We start from the raw sequence: 15940 nt of genomic DNA on the forward strand, positions 1-15940 counted from the left end.
CCTACTCACACCCCTTAAGCCAACTTTTTAGGTTGGATTAATACACGTCTTAACACATCGATATTCTCCAGAACCTTGCCAGAACCATAGGCCACTGCCACCAGAGGCTCTTCTGCCAGATGAACCGGCATCCCTGTTTGCTCGCTGACCAGATGATCTAAGCCGCGCAACATTGAACTACCACCAGCCATAACAATTCCCCGATCCATGATATCTGCAGCCAGCTCCGGGGGGGTCTTTTCCAAGGTTACTTTAATCGCTTCCAAAATAGCTGCCACCGGTTCAGAAAGTGCTTTATAAATCTCTGTAGAGGTAATCTTTAGCGTTTTCGGTAAACCTGTTACCAAATCCCGGCCTCTGATCTCTTCGGTTTCTTCCACTTCCAGAGGATAGGCAGTACCAATATTAAGTTTAATTTGCTCGGAAGTACGCTCACCAATCATTAAATTATAGGTGCGTTTAACGTGTTGAATAATGGCATCGTCCATTTCATCTCCAGCAATGCGAATGGATTTGCTGGTAACAATGCCCCCCAGAGAAATTACCGCCACCTCTGTGGTGCCACCACCGATATCAACAATCATATTACCTGTAGGTTCATGAACTGGTAAACCCGAGCCAATGGCAGCAGCCATTGGTTCTTCTATGAGGTAGGCTTCCCGAGCGCCTGCCTGGAGAGCTGCCTCCCGCACCGCCCGTTCTTCCACCGCGGTAACCCCGGAAGGAACACTAATCACAACCCTGGGTTTCACAATAAAGGATCGGCCGCGTAAAGCTTTATTGATAAAGTATTTAATCATACTCTGGGTCACATCAAAATCAGCAATAACCCCATCCTTCATGGGACGAATGGCAACAATATTGCCAGGGGTACGCCCAATCATCTGCTTGGCTTCTTCACCTACAGCCAGCACCTGTCCGGTTTCCCGTTGAATTGCTACGACCGATGGTTCTCTTAATACAATACCCTTTCCCTTTAAATAAACAAGGGTATTGGCAGTACCCAAATCTATTCCCATATCCTTGGAAAACATACCAAGTTTCATTATACTCGGCCCCCTTAGTGTACTCAAATAAGTCCTTTCGACTTTAGACTGGTGAATCTATTATCTCCAATTACAATATGGTCTAGGACATCTATCCCAATAATTTCTCCAGCTTCCTGTAATCTTTTGGTTAACGTAATATCTTCCCGACTAGGAGTCGGATCTCCGCTGGGGTGGTTATGTACCAAAATAACCGCAGCGGCACTACGACGTATGGCCACTTTAAATAACTCCCGAGGATGTACCATTGAGGCATTAAGGGTCCCGATAGATATAGTTTCCTTCGCCAGCACTTGGTTCTTAGTATTTAAAAGTAGTGCCAAAAAATACTCACGATCCAGGTTTCGTAAATCTTCCATTAAAAGGGAACAAACATCCTCCGGGCAACGGATGATGGGTCTTTCTTCTGCAGGCAAAGCAGCTAAGCGTCTGCCTAATTCCAAGGCAGCCTTGACTTGCACAGCTTTAACAGGACCAATTCCCTTGATCTCACTTAACTCCTCTATTGTCGCCTGAGACAATACTCGTAAATCTTTAAAACGGCTTAAAATGGCAGCAGCCAATTCCATTGCCGAGGACTTTGCAGTGCCTGTCCTAAGCATAATAGCTAGTAAATCAATATCGGAAAGACTAGTTGCCCCTTCTTTTAACATACGCTCCCGGGGACGTTGTTCCGGGGGTAGTTCTCGAATTATCGGGTACGTCATAAAATTTGTACTCCAAACAGCTTTAATACATCTGCTAACTTCGCAACAGGAAGCCCCACAATGTTGAAGTAACAGCCCCTAATGCTGTCGATAAAAATAGAGGCTTTTCCTTGCACCGCATAAGCGCCCGCTTTATCGTAAGACTCCCCGGTATCTACATACCGTTCAATCTCTTCAGCCGTCATGGGTTTAAAACGAACTGCCGTAACCTGATGTGTCACTACCGTCTTGCCGGTAGCAACATCCATGACAGCCAAACCGGTAAAAACTTCGTGGCTGCGACCTTGTAAACGCTCTATCATCTCCATGGCTTCCTGGCGGTCAGCCGGCTTACCTAGCACACTTTGATTTAATACCACCAGCGTATCTGCACCTATCACAAGGCCCTGATTGAGTTGGGCCGCCACGGCGCGAGCCTTTCGTTCTGCCAGTTGTTCTACTTGCTGGACCGGGGACATTTGTTCATCCATGCTTTCATCTACATCACTGATTTTAATTTCAAAAGATAACCCAAGACTCGCCAACAATTCCTGACGCCTGGGAGATGCAGAAGCAAGTATGATTGGAATCACCAATAGCCCCCCTATGTTACTGTTATAAGCGTTTGTAGGCCAGAAAACCCAACAACAATCCTAGCGCAGTTACCGGCCCCAAGGACATGGTTAGCCCAAAGGAAAGCTGCAAATAATGAAGGTCTAGGATTGATGGTTTAAGACCGATGGTTGTGAAATTTTTTAATATCGGAAGGTAGGTGGCAAGTGCTTGACCCAGTGCACTGCCGGCAACTCCTCCGGCAAGCAGCAAAATAAGTAACGTCAGTGGGCCTTTACCTACTTTAAATGTTCTACTCATAATTTCACCCGTCAGCAAAGGATTAAAATTGCCCTTTAATAAGTTTATCATTCACCCCTTAAACTGACAAGCAATTACAGGTACTTTAGTAGTCTCCAAAAATAGGATAAATATCCTAATTAGAAAAACTAAGGTTTGCTTATGTTATCGAGTCATAGATACAAGCAAGCCTTAGTTTTTTTGATAGGGTGGTCTGTAAAAAATTATAAAGGTGGTTACAAAACCACCTTATAATCATTTATCTCTAAGCGCTAAATTAAAGGTAAGAATCTCCAGTTTAACCGAAAGATCCACATTACGTACTTCTACATGATTCGGTACATTCAGAGAAAGTGGTGCAAAGTTTAGAATTGCCTCCAACCCTGCCCCTACCATGATATCCGCAATATCTTGGGCTGCTTTGGAAGGAACTGCAATAATCCCGATTCGGACGTTATGTTCTTGGGCCACCGCTGGTAAATCTTCCAAAGGCATCACTTCTAAATCCGCAATACGCTTACCAATTTTAGTTAAATCATTATCAAATACTCCTACAATGGTAAAGCCCCTGTCTTTAAATTCACGGTAGGTAACCAAGGCCGATCCCAGATTACCGGCTCCCACCATGACTAAATTCCAGGGGTCGGAAAGACCTAGAATTTTTACTGTATACCTGATTAAATCTTTAACATTATAACCAACGCCCCGGGTGCCAAATTCGCCAAAGTAAGCTAAATCCTTTCTTACCTGGGCTGGGCTTACCCCAACACCCTCGGCAATATCCCCAGAGGATACCGTTGTGATTCCTTTTTTGTCTAAACGTTTAAGAAATCTGGAATATATGGACAACCTCGTAATTGTAGCTTCTGGAATTTTTAGTGCTTTCACTCCGATCCCTCCCTTTGCAAAAATGAATATAGTAAATATTTATTTCAACAAGAATTTTTATTTCTTTACTACTTATATTATAGTAGTAAAACAAGCAGTTGCAAAGATTATTTGTGAATTCTGTGTCATAAGTTTTACTTAGATAACTTAATAAAGTCTTTGAGATGACTTTCTAAATATCTTTTAGTAGATGTTTTTCGACAAAACTCTACATGATTTTTTCTTTTTTGATCTGGCTATATAAAAAACAGTCTATTCCCAAACTATTTGTACCAGAACACCTTTTCACAAGTGTCTTTGCTAATAAATTTATAGTAGTATTTGAATTCTTTCTCTATCATAACCAAATAAACTTGAAATTCTGCAGTCTGTAAACTTACCACTGGCTTGGATTGTCGTTGTGGTCAGAATTTTTTATATTTTAAGATCTATTAAGAAAAATCACCTCGGTTACTACCGAAGTGATAGACCTAGCGCTTGTCTAGCTTCTGCTATCATATATAAAGAGCCAGTAATACAAACCACCTCATCCGGCCTAGCCATAGCAACCGCAGCCTCGATAGCCTCTCCCACATTTTCTATACATTGAACGTCAGATAAATATTCCCGTAGGTAGGTGGCTAACTCAGTCCAATCACCAGCCCGGGGGTTGTTGGAGCGAGTTACCACCACAGCCCTGCCGAGGGGAGCCAGTTCCGCTACCACTTTCGCCCGCTCTTTATCGGCCAGCATTCCTAGAACAAAAATCATTCCACGACCGGTAAAATACTCTGACAAGGCCTGTTTGAGTGCCTTCGCCCCGGCATAATTATGGGCACCATCAATGACCACCAAGGGGCTTCCCTCCACCCATTCTAGACGTCCGGGCCAGTGAACTATCCGCAAACCCTCCACAATGGCTGCTGCGGGAAGATGATGTCCACTACCGTGAAAAAGCATTTCCACCGCCGCCACAGCAGTTGCCGCATTGCTTTGCTGATGCTTCCCTAAAAGTGGCAGACTGACATGATACTTATTTTGCAAACCATCAATAACAAACTGTTGGCAGCCTGTCTTTACGTCCTTATCTAAAACTGACCAGGTAACATCTCTAGTCACTTCAATAAGCCTGCTTCCCTTGGTCACTGCAGTTTCCCGAATAATTTGCAGTGCAGTGCCTTTTGCCGCAGTCACCACCGGTACACCAGGTTTAATGATACCCGCTTTGACCTGGGCAATTTCTTCCACTGTATTGCCTAGGTAGTCCATATGATCTAAGGAGATATTCGTAATGACCGATATCAGCGGTGTTACCACATTGGTGGAATCAATGGCCCCACCCAATCCTACTTCCAACACCACATAATCTGTTTTCTCTTCAGCAAAATAAAGTAGCGCCAGGGCAGTGCTCACTTCAAATTCTGTAGGATGCTCAAATCCCTCTGCTACCATGTTCTCCAAGTGGGGTTTAGCCCTTTCGATAAGCTTAGCCAAAGCCCTTTCGGCAATAGGTTCCCCGTTGATAAGAAAACGTTCGGTGTAGCTATGGAGGTGGGGTGAACTAAACATGCCGGTTTTATAACCAGCTGTTTTTAAGATGCTAGCAATCATAGCAGTGGTGGAACCTTTACCGTTGGTACCACCGATATGGATAATTGCCAGGTGACCGTGAGGGTTACCCAACCGTCGCAGTAATTCTTCAATGCGCGTCAAGCCAAGGTTCATGCCAAACTTGGTGAGACTTTTAAGGTAGTCTATTGCTTGATCGTAGGAATTATCGGTTTTCTCCAATTGGGCTGCCAAGTATATACTCTCCTTTGGATCGTCGGCTATCGGCCATCGGCTTTTTAATGCGCATTTTCTATCAGAAAAAAACGAATGGCTTCTTTAAAATTCTCAACCGCCTCTTCCATTGTCACCCCTCGGGAGGCACAACCCGGCACATCCGGGGTCACTGCATAGTAACCACCATCCTCCGGATCTTCATGCACCTGCACCCGAATTCTCACTTTAATCTCGCCCTCCAGTCCACCTTTGGGCAAAGGGGATAGAGTTTCTTCAAACTGAAGTGCCATTTTCTTCACTCTCCCTTACTGGCCGCTGGCCATCAGCCATCGGCTTTGTTACCTTAGTATGGTTCTTGTTAACAAAAGCAACGGTTAATGCTAATGCATATTTTGTTAGACAAACTATCTTCCTAAGTGAACCAGGCCGACGGCTGATGTCCGATGGCCTGATCCGAAAGGAATACCCCTAAGCAGACAACATCTTCACCCGCTCCTGCAGGGCAGTTGCTTTCATGCCCAACTCCTCCGCTTTGGCTTTTTCCTTTTCGACAACATCTGAGGGGGCTTTAGCCAGAAACCCTTCGTTATTTAATTTACCTTGTACCCGAGCTAAATCTGCTTGAACAGCTTTTAGTTCTTTGTTAAGGCGGGCAATTTCTTTATCGATATCAATAAGACCCCGCAAGGGCATAAAGACTTCTACTCCTCTGGTTACAGCACTGGCGGCTTGATCTGGTTCTTCCTTCAACTCAGTTAATACGGTTACCTCAGCATTCGCCAAGCTCTGGAGGTAAGCGATATTTCTGTTCAAGATGCCACGGAAGCTTTCATCAATAGCCACTAAAATGGCTTCAGCCTTCTTGCCGGGAGGTACATTCATTTCACCCCTGATACGGCGCATGGCGGTGATCACTTCGATTAAGACAGCCATTTCTCCTTCGGCGGTTTCATCTCGAAGAGTTGCTTCGGGCTTGGGCCAGTTGGTCAGCATAATACTTTCACCCTGGTGGGGCAGCTTCTGCCAGATTTCTTCGGTAATAAAGGGCATAAAAGGATGTAACAGTTCCAAGGTTTCTCTGAGTACCTGCACAATTACGTGCTGGGCGGTCACTCTATCTTCCGGGGTAGTTCTGCCAAACAGACGAGGTTTAGCCAGTTCAATATACCAGTCACAAAACTCGCTCCAACTGAATTCATAGAGTACCCGAGCTGCTTCACCCAGTTCATAACGCTCCAGATAGTCGGTAGCTTCTGTCACTGCACCCTGCAGACGACTCAAGATCCAGCGGTCGGCCAGGGTATATTCGCTGCCCCTAGCGGCAGGATCGTAATCTCCCAGGTTCATCATAGCAAAGCGAGAGGCATTCCACAGCTTATTGGCAAAGTTACGGGCACCATCCAGCCGTTCAAAGTGAAAGCGCAGATCATTACCGGGGGTGTTGCCGGTAATAAGCATAAACCTCAGGGAATCAGCGCCATGGCTTTCGATAACATCCAAGGGATCTACCCCGTTGCCCAGAGATTTACTCATTTTACGTCCCTGGGAATCCAGCACCAAGCCATGGATAAAGACTTCCTTAAAGGGTTCCTCTTCCATAAACCTGAGGCCAGAAAAAATCATACGGGCTACCCAGAAAAAGATGATATCCCGGCCAGTTACCAGCACCGAAGTGGGGTAAAATTGCTCCAACTCGGGGGTTTTATCCGGCCATCCCAGGGTAGAGAAGGGCCAAAGGGCTGAAGAAAACCAGGTGTCCAGTACATCAGGGTCTTGTTCTACCTTGCCGCCGCACTTACTACATTCTTTTATTGGCGTGACGGAGGCTACCATTTCATCACAATCCTGGCAATAATATACCGGAATACGGTGGCCCCACCAAAGTTGGCGGGAAATACACCAGTCGCGGATGTTTTCCATCCAGTTTAAATAAATCTTAGTAAATCGCTCAGGAATGAATTTGATGCGTCCATCCTTGGCTGCCTCAATAGCTGGTTCTGCCAGGGGCTTCATCTTGACAAACCACTGTTTGGAGAGCATCGGCTCAATAGCCGTATTGCAGCGATAACAATGTCCCACAGCATGGCTCATATCTTCCACCTTTACCAGAGCGCCCAAAGCCTCCAAATCGCGAACGATCTGCTTGCGACACTCCCAGCGATCCAGTCCCTGATATTTGCCAGCCTGTTCATTCATGTTGCCCTGCTTATCGATAACCTGCAGTTCCGGCAATCCATGGCGACGACCAATTTCAAAGTCGTTGGGGTCGTGAGCCGGGGTCATCTTCACCGCCCCGGTACCAAAAGTAGGATCGCAGTAAGCATCGGCAATCACCGGCAATTCCCGACCTACGATAGGGAGGATAAGGGATTTGCCTACCAGGTGCAGATAACGATCGTCTTCGGGGTTGACAGCCACAGCCACGTCGCCCAACATGGTTTCCGGGCGGGTGGTGGCAATAATAATATACTCTTCGGGATTGTCCTTGGCGGGATATTTGATGTAGTACAGTTGGCCCGGTTTATCTTGGTGTTCCACTTCAATATCAGAAATGGTAGTCTGACATTGAGGGCACCAGTTGGTAATATAGTAATCCCGATAAATCAGCCCTTGCTCAAAAAGGCGGATAAAAACTTCCAGTACTGCTTTGGAGCAGCCTTCGTCCATTGTAAAGCGCTCCCGATCCCAATCGCAGGAGGCCCCTAAACTCCGCAGTTGGGTGGTAATGCGGTTACCATATTGCTCTTTCCAGTCCCACACTCGCTCCAGAAATTTTTCCCGGCCCAAGTCGTACTTGGCAAGACTTTCTTTGGCCAATTGTTCTTCCACTTTGGCCTGGGTGGCAATCCCCGCATGGTCGGTACCAGGCACCCAAAGGGCATTGTAGCCCTGCATCCGCCGCCAGCGGGTAAGGATATCCTGCAAGGTATTATCCAGAGCATGGCCCATATGTAGTTGACCGGTAACGTTCGGGGGCGGCATGACGATGCAAAAGGGTTTTTTGTCCTTCTCCACCTTAGCACTAAAATACTTACTTTCTTCCCAGTGGCGGTACCATTTGGTTTCTACCTCCCTGGGGTTGTAGACAGTGGGAATGTTGTTGATGTGCTCGGACACTGTGATCTCTCCTCGTAGGTGTAATTATTCTGGTGGTATAATGTTGTTTTGCGTGTTCCAGGCCATTAGCCTTTGGCCTTTGGCAAAAAAATAAAGCTTCCATCCTCTGACAAGGACGGAAGCATTTGTTCCGCGGTACCACCTTGTTTCCACCCGCAAATAAAAAACTCTAAGGTGGCAACTCTTTTGGCTGTAACGGGCCGGCCCGTCCAGGCTTACTAGTCCTTCAGCCTGACAACTCCGGGGCTACATCCTAAGTATCGGACAGAAGGTTTTACAGCCGCGAACCTTCCTCTCTGAGACCAAAAACCCCCAGGAACTCCCCATCTTCGACTTTGCCTACCCATAGTTTATTCATTTTTATAAGTTGTGTCAACTTTTTTGGCATCAGCCATCGGCTTTTAGGCAGCAAGAAGGGGGACGGTACCTTTATACCACCCCCCACGTTTTTCATATGGAAAAATAGACGAACTGCCACCATAAAGGCCAACTGCTGAGAGCTGATGGCCTTTATTATTAATTCCCCCGCAGAAATCTTCTTTTTCCTATCCCTCTGCCACCTTTGGGTAAGTTTACACCAATGATGCCCCCCACAGTACCCAATAAGGCCAAGGCCACAGTCATTAATACCGGGTCTACTACTATCGGTAGCCCCAGCAGTGCACCTGCGACTACCAACACCATACCGTAGATCATACCAGTAAAACCGCCGTGCTGCCAGCCCCGAATACTGGCTGCCACTCCCGCTCCCGCTCCTCCAAAGGCTGCCGAAGCCATAATCGTTACCATAATTACATAATTAAAATCATACACCGGCTGGTTCGTTAGGGCTACCACAAAACCCAACACCAAAAAGACCATCACTGTTGCACTAAGAGCCCGTACTAACCCTATCCCCACCGCCCCCTTTTTAAAGGGCTTGTCCCCTCTTTGGTTATGCTTATTCCAGCACACAAAGGTCAATCTACCCATAACAGGACCTCCTTTAAAATAGATTCTCTCATCATATGTATGCCGTAGGTTAAAAAATATGCAAAAACATCCAATTAAATAACCAATTCCTGGTCATTTTTCACTTTCCAAAAACATAAAAATTCTATTGACGAAAGTATAAGCTACTGCTGCCGCCTGCTTGTGCCCTATAGGGTACGTCTAAAAACTTGGTGCACCCTGTAGGGCATAACCTAATAAAGGTCACAGGCAAGTAAGCCAAGTTTTTCTAATTAAATTAGCTAAATAGTAATACTACAGAATTACAAATAGGGGAGTTGGTTCTTTTGCGAAAACGATGGAAGTGGTTACCATTGATCTTACTGCTAACCGCTGCAGCAGGCTTGGTCACCTACGGTGTGAATACTTATTTATTGTGGAGTGTAGATAAAAATAAGTCCGATCGCATTAGAGTGGTGGAGGCAACCCCTTCCTTACTGGCCCTGCCCCACTATATTGCTCTGGCTCAGGGTTTTTACCGAGAACAAGAACTGGAAGTTATTTCCTCAACTCTACCGGAAACCAAAGAGGAGAATTTTAAACTGACCGCCCAGGGTGATGTGCTACTGGGGGATTTGAATCGTTTCCTTTTTACTAGCCCTCTAGGAACCGGAGCAAAGTTGGTGTGTTTTGCAAGTTTAGCCCGGCGGGACGGCACCTTTCTTTTAAGCCGTCCGGAGGCCGAAGTCTTTTCCTGGGACAAGATGAAAAGAAAAAGCATTTTAGGAGATGCCCCAGATAGTCAGTCTAACATTATTCTTGAGGAAGCCCTACGGAAAAACAAATTGACCTTGCAGCACCAGGTTATTATTATTCAAAATTTACCAGAAAAATTAAAACAAGGAGCCTTTCAAGCCGGAGTAGGGCATTATGTACAAATGTCCGAGCCCTTGGCAACTTTAACGGAACAGCAAGGGGCAGGTAAAATTGCGATTCCCCTGGGTTCGGTGGTAGAACCCATTCCTTCCTTGGTTTTCCTGGCTCCTGCAGAATATCTAAAAGAGCATAGCCATAAATACCAAAAATTAGTAAACGGTCTTTGTAAGGCTATGTTGTGGCTGGATTATCATACTTCAGCCGAAGCCGCTCGGGTAACAGCACCCTATTTTCCAGATTTGGCTGAACAAACCCTCGTTAATACAATAGAAAGATACAAAAAAATGGGACTTTGGGATAAAACACCCGTTATTCATGAGCAAGACTATCAAAATTTGCAAAATTATGTTAGGAGAGCTGGTGAGCTGACCAACCCGGTGGCTTATCAGGACGGGGTACAGAATAAATACGCTAAAAAAGCTGTTCAGACCGTAAAGTACATCCCACCAGATCAACAACCAAAGAAAAAAAACTTGTGGGAAAGGGTGAAGAGCCTGGATTTTAAGTAGAAGTGCCCAAACATATCATAACAATGTAGCTTTGGGACAGAATAATACTAACTATCAGCATTTGGGGGATCTTGGCCTTAGACCGTAAGCCGTAAAACAATATAGAGGGCTGAAACTAACATATAGATTTTGTTAGAGACAATCCTGAGTTTTTCTAACAAGGTCTATGCTACGGCTAAATACAGGAGGTGCTTTCTTGCGGGTTGCTATTATCGGGGCTGGTATCGCAGGACTGGCCTGTGCCCACGAACTAGAAAGGCATGGTATCTATCCTGATATTTTTGAAGAGCGTTCCCGCTGCGGAGAGCTCTTTTCCCATGTGGCAGGTTTAATGCAATTAATGAACCGACCGGTACGCGATCAATTAAAGTGGTTAAAAAATGAATATAATTTAAATTTAAAACCTCTGACTAAATGGTACACCACCACCATGCATTCAAACAAAGTAACCAGGATGGTCAAATCCAAACATTTTGGTTACTTCTTCGAACGGGGTCAGGGAGAGTTTTCTTTGGAAACTCAGCTGTTCAATAGTATTAAAAGCCCTATTAACTTTAATTGCCGGGCCAACTATTCTGAATTGGTCCAGGAGTACGATTATGTAGTGATCGCCAACGGCAGCAAAGATGTGGCAGCCACCCTGGGGATTTGGAAAGACATCTTTACTACCATGGTTCGTGGGGCTATTGTGCTCGGGGATTTTGACCCCCATGAACTGATTATGTGGGTAAACAACGATTACGCTTTAGGAGCTTATGCCTATTTAACACCCTTTAACAAAAACCGAGCTAGTCTTACACTTATCCATGCCAATGCCTCCATAGAAGAAATGGAAAGACATTGGATAACCTTTTTAAAAAGAGAAAATCTTACTTATCAAATTGTAGAAGATTTCTTACTGGCCCACGTTGCCGGTACAGTTTACCCGCACCAAGTAGGCAACCTTTTACTGGTAGGGATTGCCGGGGGCTTCATGGAATCCTTTCTAGGCTTCGGAGCAATATCTTCCTTACGTAGTGGAATATTTGCAGGACAGGCTCTGGCTAAAAACATTCCTTTTGCTAAGCTGGTCAAAAATTTGGATTTGGAGATGCAACGCTCGGTACGCCTACGGGAAATTCTCAATACTATGAGGAATGAAGATTACGACCACCTTATTGCCAGTGCTACCCTACCCGGGCTTAGTCAATTAATTTATAATACAAATATCCCTGTTTTCCAATACACCGGATCTTTTTTCGAGCTTATTAGAGGCGCGGTGGATTGGAGTAAGAAGAGTATCTTACCTCCTAAAAAGAAATAGTACCTTAGAGCGGGAAGTTCCAGAAACAAACAGTATAAATAAAGCCGGAGAATTAAGCTTCTCCGGCTTTTGGCTGCCGTTTCGGATAACCCTGTATTTTAGCCAGTAGGTATAGCAATAAAGGAATCCCTAGGCTGAGGATTAACAGCAGGATCGTCAGGGGGATACCCAACAACATCCTGATATAAGGAACATCCACAATCTTTACATTGGCTAGAATAAGGATTACTATCCCATAGAGCCACAGTACTGGTCGGTAATTTTTAAAACCGAATAAATCTCTGGTAAGAGAAGCCGCTCCAAAACTATAGGCACAAGTGAAAATAAAAAGACCACTGTACCAAATACCTATCATAAAGGCGTCCAAACGGCTGAGAAATCCAATGTCTATATTACGAATTATTGCCAGGGCAGGAAGCAGCGTAATGGCTGTCAGTTTTGGACCAAACAGAGCAACGGCACTGGTGCCAGCCAACAGAGCCAAGCCAATGACGAAAAAAACGGGTAATCCCCATACTACTAACTTCTCCTGTTTGTTGACATAGGGCATCAGGGCCAAAATCAGTATGGCATAGCACAACTTAGAGGCAGTTAACAGGGTCCCCTTCAGGACAGGCAAGTAACCCTTTTCAAAAACCGGTAGGTATTCTCTAAAGTCAATGTCAACAATGTTTAAAGCAACAACGGCAAACAGCAGGAATAAACCAAGGGGAAATAATACTTCATTCATCCGGGCTGGTACTGAAATGCCCAAAGAAGTTACATACATAGCTGGAATAAGTATCACCAAATGCCAGATATAAGGCGGACTCTCCGGCTTAAAGGCTGAACCCATAATAACGGAGAACTGGACCACCATGAAGATACAAAGTAGAATAAAACTGGTAATATAAAATAGGGTAAGTAGCCCCCCTAGGTATTTTCCCAAGAGTTTCCTATTAAAAACTGCCAGGGATTGCTGTGGAAATAGCAAAGTTAACAGCAGAATGACACGGTAAATAAGATAACCAAGCACCGGTGCCATCAGGGCGCATATCCAGGCATCCCGCCCGGCAATTTGTGCTACCTGAGCCGGCAAAAATATATCCACCGTTGCTAAAATACAAGTAAGAAAAAGGAAGACCATTTGTTTAGGACTAATCCTATCTTCTTTACTCACTTTCCGATCCTCCTAAATGGTTGAAAGTTAATAGCCCTGTACGTTCTATTTTTGCCTTTACCGACACCTTAATGGCTACGTCCGGAAAAACTTTCTCCGACCATTCCTTTTGCACAGCTTGCCAGGTCTCTGGATAAGCCAGTTGCAATTCTCTACCCAAACTAAAAAAATCCGCTTTCATTTCTTGAGATTTTTGGATACTTTTTTCAACTTCCTGGGCTAACACATGACTTGCCGCCTGTTCCGTGGCTTGAATAAATTTCTCTTCTTGAATATTGGTCGGCTGGCCAATCTCCCCATAGTTCAGTTCAGACTGCAGTTCGATTAAGAAAGAGATCTCCCCTTGGTTTACCTGGGGGATAATTTTTGCCTCGTGACCAATTTCCTCCAGTGATATCAGTTCATCCTCAACCTTAACTACAACAATACCGTGTGTTTTTTGACGTTTTACCCACAGGTAGCCTCTGGTCTCTTCACCACTTAGGACGTCAATCATTTTATCTTTTTTGACAACCACCGCCCGGGTTGCATGGAGCTGATCTGAGACCGCCGGTGACTGGGTTTTAAGATGCGGTTTGTCAATGCTTACCAGTGGTATCACGTAGTTACTATCATCCGCTAGATAATCACGGAAAACATCGGATAATTTCATGGGAAAGGTGGTGCCATGTCTTTTTAATCCCAAATCTAACAGTACCTTAAGATTGATCAGCGGCACATTTTCTGCTTGACTTTCTAAAGTTACAAACTGATCCGGCTTTTCATCTGTGACCATAAGGTAGGCAGTTTCCCTGATTTCATAATCTCGACATAGAAAATCCAGTACGCTAAAAAAACCGTGCTGGGCCAGTCGCTCGGTGATCACATAAACATAACAGTGAGCCCAGAATAGTCTTTTGCCACTATCTTTAGCTGCATCCCGAATCGCCTGAAAAAAAGTCTTGCCTTCCCCCTGAAACAGCAAAAAGGAGGTTTTCCCCCGGGTTCCTCCGTCTTTATTAAAGGCACCTGGGGCTGCCACCTGAACATAGACAATGTATTTCCCTTGCTGGGGGTCATAATCGATCATCGCCCCCAAAACCATGTTCAGGTCACTGATGTCTCGGTGTTCTACACAACCTGTACAGACTAGAGAAATTATTAGCAGCATGCCAACCAAAAAGTTTCTCATCATTCCAGAGGGTTCCCTCCTGGTCTTAGTTCAATATCCCCGGTCCGGTCGGGGTCCATGTCAGGAACACTTTGGGGCCGATTGATCATAGCCCAGCGTGGGAAGCGAAAAATCGTATCCTTCAAATCCTTTACCTGCAGGGGAGTAAAGGGTGCCATATAGGGTACCCCAAAGGAAGTAAGGGATACCATATGACCCCAGATCATTAACAGACCACCCACTAGTCCAGGAATTCCCAGCAGACCGGCAGCAATAATTAAAGGAAACCGCAGCAAACGCATGGGAATGGAGGCATGGTAATCAGGAATGGCGAAGGAAGCAATACCTGTAAAAGCCACTACAATAACAATACTGGGTGAAACCAAACCTGCCTGTACCGCCGACTGACCAATAACCAAGGCTCCTACTATACTGACCGCCTGTCCCACCGCTTTAGGCAACCGAATACCAGCCTCCCGTAAGATTTCAAAGGTAAACTCCATTGCCAAAGCCTCGATTAAGGGCGGAAAGGGGATCCCTTCCCGACCCGCCAGGATACTTAGGGCCAGAATGGTTGGCATCATCTCCCAGTGATGGGTAATCAGTGCAATATAGAACGATGGTAATAGTAGCGTGACCAGTACAGCAAAATAACGGATGAAACGAAGAAAGCTACCATAATAAAAAGTTTGGTAATAATCATCCCCTGCTTGTAAAAACATAGCAAAGGACACCGGCATCACCGAAATAAAGGGAAAGTTATCAATGAAAACAGCAATCCGCCCCTCCAAAAGGCAAGCAACAATTTTCTCTGGTCTTTCACTTTTCATAATCGTTGAAAAGGGTGTCCATTTATTGTCCTTGATGTACTCTTGTAGATATTCGGGGGAGAACATGCCATCAATTTCAATGGTATTAATTCTTCTCTTTACTTCCGCTAAAATCCCAGGATCTGCTATACCCTCAATATATCCTACCACCACCCGGGCTCGCTCCCTAGTCCCCACAGTCATATTCTCAAAGCGCAAATTACTGTCTCGAATGCGTCTTCTGACTAAGGTCAGGTTATCTGCTACATTCTCGACAAAAGCATCCTTTGGACCCTCTATATTCACTTGCGTATCAGATTTTTCGATAGCTCTGGTTTTCCAGCCTATGGTGGCCGCAATAATGGCTCGATCGGAACCCGCCAAAAAGATAGCCGTGTTGCCATAGGAAATGTCATTAGTGATTTTGTTAAAATCCGAGGTAATTGAAACTTTAGCCACAGCAATTACTGTCTGGGACAACACCTTAACATCCTGCACCAGTTCCTGGGGGGCTTCCTGAAGCTTAGCAATAATCCCCTCGTTGAGTACCGCTGTATCAGCCATGTTATCAATATAGACCACCAGAGCAGGTTTTGTCCCTTCGCCGGTAACAACCTTACGCAAAACAAGATCGGAGGTATTGCCAAAACATTGCTTAAATTGTTCCAGCACCTTATCCAGGTTAGCACTAACCCGTTGCTTTTGTTGGTGCCCCCCTACTGACGGTTTCTTCTGGGCTGAGGGTAATATCTTCTTCAGCAATCTCTTAAACAACATAGTGGATGCTCCGT

The 15940-nt window shown here is 45.2% G+C and carries 14 protein-coding genes; 2 read left to right on the forward strand and 12 right to left on the reverse strand.

The features are described from left to right. Nucleotides 1–14 precede the first annotated feature (14 nt). The 9 genes from BUA78_RS11895 to BUA78_RS11940 all read right to left on the reverse strand — a co-directional run bounded on the left by BUA78_RS11895 (nucleotide 15) and on the right by BUA78_RS11940 (nucleotide 9325). Nucleotides 15–1046: a rod shape-determining protein gene (locus BUA78_RS11895; RefSeq protein ID WP_072914762.1), complete on the reverse strand. Its 1032-nt coding sequence runs from the start codon at nucleotides 1044–1046 to the stop codon at nucleotides 15–17. A 23-nt stretch (nucleotides 1047–1069) separates the two neighbouring features. After that, nucleotides 1070–1753, reverse strand: coding sequence for a RadC family protein (gene radC / locus BUA78_RS11900; RefSeq protein WP_072914765.1), 684 nt, complete (start codon nucleotides 1751–1753; stop codon nucleotides 1070–1072). Continuing rightward, nucleotides 1750–2325, reverse strand: a complete 576-nt coding sequence (locus BUA78_RS11905) for a Maf family protein (protein ID WP_072914767.1) — start codon at nucleotides 2323–2325, stop codon at nucleotides 1750–1752. The genes radC and BUA78_RS11905 overlap by 4 nt, the downstream gene beginning before the upstream one ends. 22 nt (nucleotides 2326–2347) lie before the next feature. Then, complete coding sequence (locus BUA78_RS11910; RefSeq protein WP_238456812.1) at nucleotides 2348–2656, reverse strand: DUF4321 domain-containing protein; 309 nt, start codon at nucleotides 2654–2656, stop codon at nucleotides 2348–2350. A 183-nt stretch (nucleotides 2657–2839) separates the two neighbouring features. Next, entirely contained in the window at nucleotides 2840–3472 is a 633-nt protein-coding gene (locus BUA78_RS11915; RefSeq protein ID WP_072914770.1) for a redox-sensing transcriptional repressor Rex, read from the reverse strand. A gap of 453 nt (nucleotides 3473–3925) precedes the next feature. Beyond that, complete coding sequence (locus tag BUA78_RS11920; protein WP_072914992.1) at nucleotides 3926–5176, reverse strand: bifunctional folylpolyglutamate synthase/dihydrofolate synthase; 1251 nt, start codon at nucleotides 5174–5176, stop codon at nucleotides 3926–3928. A 122-nt stretch (nucleotides 5177–5298) separates the two neighbouring features. After that, a complete protein-coding gene (locus BUA78_RS11925; protein WP_072914772.1) occupies nucleotides 5299–5526 on the reverse strand; it encodes a type II toxin-antitoxin system HicB family antitoxin in 228 nt (75 codons plus the stop codon). A gap of 178 nt (nucleotides 5527–5704) precedes the next feature. After that, nucleotides 5705–8353: a valine--tRNA ligase gene (locus tag BUA78_RS11930; RefSeq protein WP_072914774.1), complete on the reverse strand. Its 2649-nt coding sequence runs from the start codon at nucleotides 8351–8353 to the stop codon at nucleotides 5705–5707. 516 nt (nucleotides 8354–8869) lie between these two features. Continuing rightward, nucleotides 8870–9325, reverse strand: a complete 456-nt coding sequence (locus BUA78_RS11940; RefSeq protein WP_072914778.1) for a TIGR04086 family membrane protein — start codon at nucleotides 9323–9325, stop codon at nucleotides 8870–8872. A gap of 305 nt (nucleotides 9326–9630) precedes the next feature. Here BUA78_RS11940 and BUA78_RS11945 point away from each other — a divergent pair, with 305 nt between their 5' ends. Beyond that, nucleotides 9631–10728 (forward strand): ABC transporter substrate-binding protein, encoded by a 1098-nt coding sequence (locus BUA78_RS11945; RefSeq protein ID WP_084082405.1) that lies wholly within the window; start codon nucleotides 9631–9633, stop codon nucleotides 10726–10728. A gap of 196 nt (nucleotides 10729–10924) precedes the next feature. After that, nucleotides 10925–12031 (forward strand): NAD(P)-binding protein, encoded by a 1107-nt coding sequence (locus BUA78_RS11950; protein WP_072914783.1) that lies wholly within the window; start codon nucleotides 10925–10927, stop codon nucleotides 12029–12031. A gap of 52 nt (nucleotides 12032–12083) precedes the next feature. Here the strand turns inward: BUA78_RS11950 and BUA78_RS11955 are convergent, their stop codons facing one another. The 3 genes from BUA78_RS11955 to BUA78_RS11965 are packed head-to-tail and all read right to left on the reverse strand — an operon-like array spanning nucleotide 12084 to nucleotide 15926. Then, on the reverse strand, nucleotides 12084–13190 hold the full coding sequence (locus BUA78_RS11955) for a GerAB/ArcD/ProY family transporter (RefSeq protein ID WP_072914786.1): 1107 nt from the start codon (nucleotides 13188–13190) through the stop codon (nucleotides 12084–12086). Next, entirely contained in the window at nucleotides 13183–14364 is a 1182-nt protein-coding gene (locus BUA78_RS11960) for a Ger(x)C family spore germination protein (protein ID WP_072914788.1), read from the reverse strand. The genes BUA78_RS11955 and BUA78_RS11960 overlap by 8 nt, the downstream gene beginning before the upstream one ends. Beyond that, nucleotides 14361–15926 carry a spore germination protein gene (locus tag BUA78_RS11965; protein ID WP_238456813.1) on the reverse strand — a complete coding sequence of 522 codons (1566 nt, stop codon included), beginning with the start codon at nucleotides 15924–15926 and terminating at the stop codon, nucleotides 14361–14363. The genes BUA78_RS11960 and BUA78_RS11965 overlap by 4 nt, the downstream gene beginning before the upstream one ends. Between the last annotated feature and the right edge of the window lie 14 nt (nucleotides 15927–15940).

The sequence above is a fragment of the Desulforamulus aeronauticus DSM 10349 genome (assembly GCF_900142375.1).
Classification (GTDB): Bacteria; Bacillota; Desulfotomaculia; order Desulfotomaculales; family Desulfotomaculaceae; genus Desulfotomaculum; species Desulfotomaculum aeronauticum.

Excerpts from the sequence above, each read along its gene's own strand:
- BUA78_RS11895 (WP_072914762.1), bottom strand. The coding sequence starts at position 1,046 with ATGAAACTTGGTATGTTTTCCAAGGATATGGGAATAGATTTGGGTACT.
- radC (WP_072914765.1), bottom strand. The coding sequence starts at position 1,753 with ATGACGTACCCGATAATTCGAGAACTACCCCCGGAACAACGTCCCCGG.
- BUA78_RS11910 (WP_238456812.1), bottom strand. The coding sequence starts at position 2,656 with ATGATAAACTTATTAAAGGGCAATTTTAATCCTTTGCTGACGGGTGAA.
- BUA78_RS11920 (WP_072914992.1), bottom strand. The coding sequence starts at position 5,176 with ATGAACCTTGGCTTGACGCGCATTGAAGAATTACTGCGACGGTTGGGT.
- BUA78_RS11925 (WP_072914772.1), bottom strand. The coding sequence starts at position 5,526 with ATGGCACTTCAGTTTGAAGAAACTCTATCCCCTTTGCCCAAAGGTGGA.
- BUA78_RS11940 (WP_072914778.1), bottom strand. The coding sequence starts at position 9,325 with ATGGGTAGATTGACCTTTGTGTGCTGGAATAAGCATAACCAAAGAGGG.
- BUA78_RS11960 (WP_072914788.1), bottom strand. The coding sequence starts at position 14,364 with ATGATGAGAAACTTTTTGGTTGGCATGCTGCTAATAATTTCTCTAGTC.
- BUA78_RS11965 (WP_238456813.1), bottom strand. The coding sequence starts at position 15,926 with ATGTTGTTTAAGAGATTGCTGAAGAAGATATTACCCTCAGCCCAGAAG.